At 41.4% G+C, this 4,523-nt stretch carries 4 protein-coding genes and 1 CRISPR repeat array; of the genes, 1 reads left to right on the top strand and 3 read right to left on the bottom strand.

Features of this window, described 5'->3' with window-relative positions:
• Window positions 1–174: 174 nt before the first annotated feature.
• Window positions 175–513: direct repeats of the CRISPR family, unit length 36 nt; unit sequence CCTTACCTATTAGGTCAAATAGGATTAGTTGGAAAC.
• Between the two features lie 333 nt (window positions 514–846).
• A complete protein-coding gene (locus PX482_RS15415; protein WP_002758587.1) occupies window positions 847–2,130 on the top strand; it encodes a protein kinase domain-containing protein in 1,284 nt (427 codons plus the stop codon).
• Window positions 2,131–2,162: 32 nt separating this feature from the next.
• Here PX482_RS15415 and dps read toward each other — a convergent pair whose 3' ends face one another.
• The 3 genes from dps to PX482_RS15400 form a co-directional block, all read right to left on the bottom strand.
• Window positions 2,163–2,696, bottom strand: a complete 534-nt coding sequence (dps, locus tag PX482_RS15410) for a DNA starvation/stationary phase protection protein Dps (RefSeq protein ID WP_002758588.1) — start codon at window positions 2,694–2,696, stop codon at window positions 2,163–2,165.
• Between the two features lie 222 nt (window positions 2,697–2,918).
• The gene (locus PX482_RS15405; RefSeq protein WP_288122647.1) at window positions 2,919–3,650 is read right to left on the bottom strand and encodes a glutathione peroxidase; all 732 of its coding nucleotides are present in this window, start codon (window positions 3,648–3,650) and stop codon (window positions 2,919–2,921) included.
• A 204-nt stretch (window positions 3,651–3,854) separates the two neighbouring features.
• Window positions 3,855–4,523: RNA-guided endonuclease InsQ/TnpB family protein (locus tag PX482_RS15400; protein WP_288122645.1), on the bottom strand; the 669-nt coding region annotated here is incomplete at its 5' end.

The following is a 4,523-nucleotide window of genomic DNA, read 5'->3' as shown; positions in this document are numbered from 1 at the left end:
ATTTATGAGTTGAAATCGATTTTTCATGGACAAAGTTCTTAAAACCTGTCTATCTCTAGCGTTGGATGATAATTATCTGTCAAAAAATAATGCTTCTACACAAGTTCTCTATTTAAATAAGAGAATTTTATCTGATTTTTTTCAAAATGAGAATTGCTGTTGGAACACCAGTGACCTTACCTATTAGGTCAAATAGGATTAGTTGGAAACAAAATCCTGCTCTACCCAGCTTTGTGTCCCATTATCCCTTACCTATTAGGTCAAATAGGATTAGTTGGAAACGTCGGTCTGGCGTGAATAATGCAGGAAATTGCTGGTAGATCCTTACCTATTAGGTCAAATAGGATTAGTTGGAAACTAAAAAAGTAGGGCTAATTCCGGAATTAGCCCTACTCTTCTTCCTTACCTATTAGGTGAAATAGGTAAGGTTGGAAACACTTTGATAACAGCAGTCTTAGAGATTTTATAATCCGCTCTCCTTACCTATTAGGTCAAATAGGTAAGGTTGGAAACCTTCTCATAAGAAACAGGAGAAGCAGGGATTGAAGCGATTTTTTTTATCCGTTAATTTCCCCTATCAATCCGTTAGGATTACTAGGCAATTAACTAACAAGAAAAAGTCATGGCAGTCTTAGAAATGCTCACCGTTCCCTTTTGCTCTCCCCTTGCTGGCAGCCTTGGCGAATAGATAATTAAAATAACTCAAATAGGACTGCCCTAGCAGTTCTTTCTAGGTAAAGCGGCAATTTTTAATCAATTGTTAAAATATTAAAAGGATGCTAAAGATGGCGGCTAGGGTTTCCAGAGTGAGCTATCCTAGAGATACTACTTACTCCATCCTCCCCCATGCTCGATCGAGTTCTCCATAGTCGTTATCAAGTCCAACAGTTACTGGGAAAAAAAACTATCTTAGCTAGGGACAGACACACCACCCAGTTAGTTATCATTAAACTTATTTCTGTTCCTAGGGGGCAAGGGAGTCAGTTTATCGGAGAAATAACTGGTAAAATTGCCCTATTGCGACAACTCTCCCACCCATCTCTCCCCAAATACCTCGATAGCTTTGAGATAGATTCATCCCAGGAAGCAATCATCGCTATTGTCCGACCTTATTTATCAGCGCAGCCTTTAGAAAACTATCTTAACTCCAGTTATTTGTTAGCAGAACAAGACCTCAAACAAATTGCCAAATATCTTTTGGAGATTCTCTCCTATCTCCATCAGCAGGATGTCCCCATTAACCACGGCAATATTAAACTTAGTAATATCCTCTTTGATACCCAGTCCCATCGTTTTTATCTAGTTGATTTTGCCTTTGATTCCGATTCTCCCACCACGGACTTACAGGATATAGGTAAAAGTTTGATTAGTTTAGCCACGGGGATTAAGCATCGTTACATACCCGAAAACTTTGAACAAAAAACTAATCTAAGCGCTTTTTTCATCTATTGGTTAAAAAGATTATCAAACTCCCCCCCAGACTCTCATTTTCGTTCGGTGACAGAAGCTTTAGCCAGCTTATATAGTTGTCAATTGATCCTAGTATTTATTGGCAATCTGACCAAACCCTACGGCAGCGAAGTTACTGTTTATAAAAAAGATAATCTCCTGCAAATAAAAATCGCTAGTAAAACCAAACAAAAGTTTTTCAACAATCTCAAAACCCAGTTAAGACAGTTTTTACCATCCCTATTCTTTACGTTCATTCTCTTAACCATAGTCGGTATTTATGAGCTCAAACTGGTCGCTTTTTTAATCCCGATTATCCTAATTTTTCTGCTCAATTTAATCTCCTCTAGTTTATCTTGGCAGTTATGGAAATCTTTTTGGCAGGGGGAACTAGAGTTAAAACTTACCCCCAAAAAAGTTTCTCTCTACCAAAAACTCTGGGGGCTGAAATTTAAACTAACTGCCGATGCTGCTAGTTCCGAAATTTATAGTCTCCTCCGTCGCAATGTCACCGTCACTATGCAGGGAGAAAATGTTAATATTATTCCTCCTTCTCTGGTTCTCGTTGCCAACCATCGAGAATATGTTATCACTGCCAGTGAAGATGTTAGCGAAGCGGAATTAGATTGGTTGGCACAACAGTTAAGTGATTGGCTACGTTTACCGATTACGAGAATTTAAGGTGTATTAAGCTAAGTTAATACACCCCAAATTTATCTGATAACATCTTCCGATTTAATCAGATGCGCTTCTAGGAACCAGAGACGTTTATCGATGTCCCGGGAGATTTCCGTATAGAGATCTGCTGTGTCGGCATCCCCTTGATTGCCAGTGGTATCAATAGCAGAACGAAGATGGGCGGCGTATAAGGCATAACGTTCGGCTAAAGCAACGATATGTTCACTACCATCGACGATATCAGCCGGATATTCCGGCAGAATCGAGTTAGCGGCAGCGATGCGCGCTGTTCCCAAAGCGGTTCCACCTAAAGCGGTAATCCGTTCTGCTACCATGTCCCCATAGCCTTCTAATTCCGTGGCCATTTCGTCGAAGAGGCTGTGCAATTGGTAGAAATTTAAACCTTTTACATTCCAGTGGGCCTGTTTAACCTGAGTTTTTAGGTCTAAACTAGCGGCAAGGGTTTGGCTTAAGATTTCAACCACAGCTTTGCGGATATCTAATGCTAAATCGATGCGGGTGGCGTAGTATTGTCCCGTGGTTTTGGTTTTGACTGGAGTGGCTACCATAATCTTTCTCCTTGATCAGTTAACAGAATACTCGATAATTTTCTCACTTGTGTCCGTGTAGAGGGGACTGATTTTGATCCTACAATTAAGCTCAAGTTATACACATCCCCTTTCAGAATTGATTAACATCGCCCTCAGCCGTCAGCTAGATAATAGTGTTGATAACTAGAAAAATGGCTAATTAATTGAAAAATCAGAGGCTGATAGCTGATAGCTGATTAATTATGCTCCTAAATAAGCCGCTAATTCTTCCGAACCGCCAATTAATTGGCCGTCAATGAAGACTTGTGGGGTGGTGGTATTACCACTCATGGCCCGCAGAGAACGACTGGTGGCATCCCGTCCGAGGATAATTTCTTCGTATTGTAGGCCTTTTTCTTCTAACATTTTCTTGGCCCGGAGGCAGTAGGGACAGCCGACTTTCGAGAAAAGAGAGACTAAAGGCGGTTTTTTGGCTTCTGGGTTGATGTAGTTTAGCATCGTTTCTGCATCGGAGACTTTGAAAGGATCTCCCGGTTCTTCCGGTTCAATGAACATTTTCTCGATAACACCATCTTTGACTAGCATCGAATAGCGCCAAGAACGTTGACCGAAACCTAAGTCAGCTTTATCGACTAACATCCCCATTCCTGCGCTAAATTCGCCGTTACCGTCGGGAATCAAGACGACATTATCACATTCTTGATCTTTTGCCCACTCGTTCATGACAAAGGTATCATTCACCGACAAGCAAACAATAGTATCTACGCCATTTTCCCGAAAAACTGGGGCTAATTCGTTATATCCGGGTAAATGGGAGGTGGAACAGGTGGGAGTGAATGCCCCGGGTAAGGCAAAAAGAACAACGGTTTTTCCTTTGAATAATTCCTCGCTGGTGATGTTCACCCATTGATTATTTTGACGTACAGGAAAGGTGACATCGGGAACTCTCTGCCCTTCTCGGTTTGGTAGCATAATCGTCAACTCCTAATTGCTAAGTCGTACTCATTTTGAGTTTGTCTAAATTAAGTGTACTCATAACGACTATGAGTTGTCAACAAGTATTTATGCTTAAATCAGGAGATAGGAGACAGGAGACAGAAGACAGGAGAATGGGAATTGACTCTCCCCCGCTAACCGCTCGCGCGGTGTAGCGGGGGATTCTCGGTTCTTAGGCTTTTAACTAGATCGACCTGGTTTAACCCGGTCGATCCCCGTCAGATCGCCTCCGCAAGCGTTTTCTAACACGGTCAGTCCGACCGCGTTTTTTCCTCGGTTCTCGATTACCTTCGCTGATGCCGTATCTCTCGGTTCAATGTGGCCGCAAGAATCACACCGGTGAACTCTTTCCGATAACGCTTTTTTACCAGTAATTGCGCCACAATTAGGACACTCTTGCGAAGTTCCGTTTTTATCAACCTTAAGATAATATTTTCTCCGTTTCCAAGCGACAAAGGGTAGTATCTCGTTAATAAAACTACCGACACCCGAATCTAGAGATTGTTTTCTAACGATCCCTCTAGACCAGGAAACGAAGTTAATATCCTCAACGAAGATATTATCAGCAAAATCGCAAAGGTAATGACTTAATTTAAAGTGCCAATCTCTACGAGTATTAGACACTTTTTCATGTAATCTTGCTATCTTCTCCTGAAGTTTTAACCAATTGTTCGAGCCTTTGACTTGATGTTTAAAGCGTCTTTGTAGCAATTTAAGCTTACTCTGTACTTTCAACAAAAATCGAGGGGCTTTGATTAAATCTCCCCGTGAAGTAGCGACAAAACTCTCAATCCCCGCGTCGATTCCTAAACAGGTCTTCCCTACTGTCATATCGGGAACTAATTCCGT

Origin of the sequence: Microcystis sp. M53602_WE12, assembly GCF_030065455.1 — a bacterium.
In the GTDB taxonomy this organism is placed as follows: Bacteria; Cyanobacteriota; Cyanobacteriia; order Cyanobacteriales; family Microcystaceae; genus Microcystis; species Microcystis aeruginosa.
This window is presented reverse-complemented; position numbering and strand designations above follow the sequence as displayed.

Bases quoted from the DNA above. Each gene is read 5' to 3' on its own strand.
- PX482_RS15415 (WP_002758587.1), top strand. From the start codon at position 847: ATGCTCGATCGAGTTCTCCATAGTCGTTATCAAGTCCAACAGTTACTG.
- PX482_RS15405 (WP_288122647.1), bottom strand. From the start codon at position 3,650: ATGCTACCAAACCGAGAAGGGCAGAGAGTTCCCGATGTCACCTTTCCT.
- dps (WP_002758588.1), bottom strand. From the start codon at position 2,696: ATGGTAGCCACTCCAGTCAAAACCAAAACCACGGGACAATACTACGCC.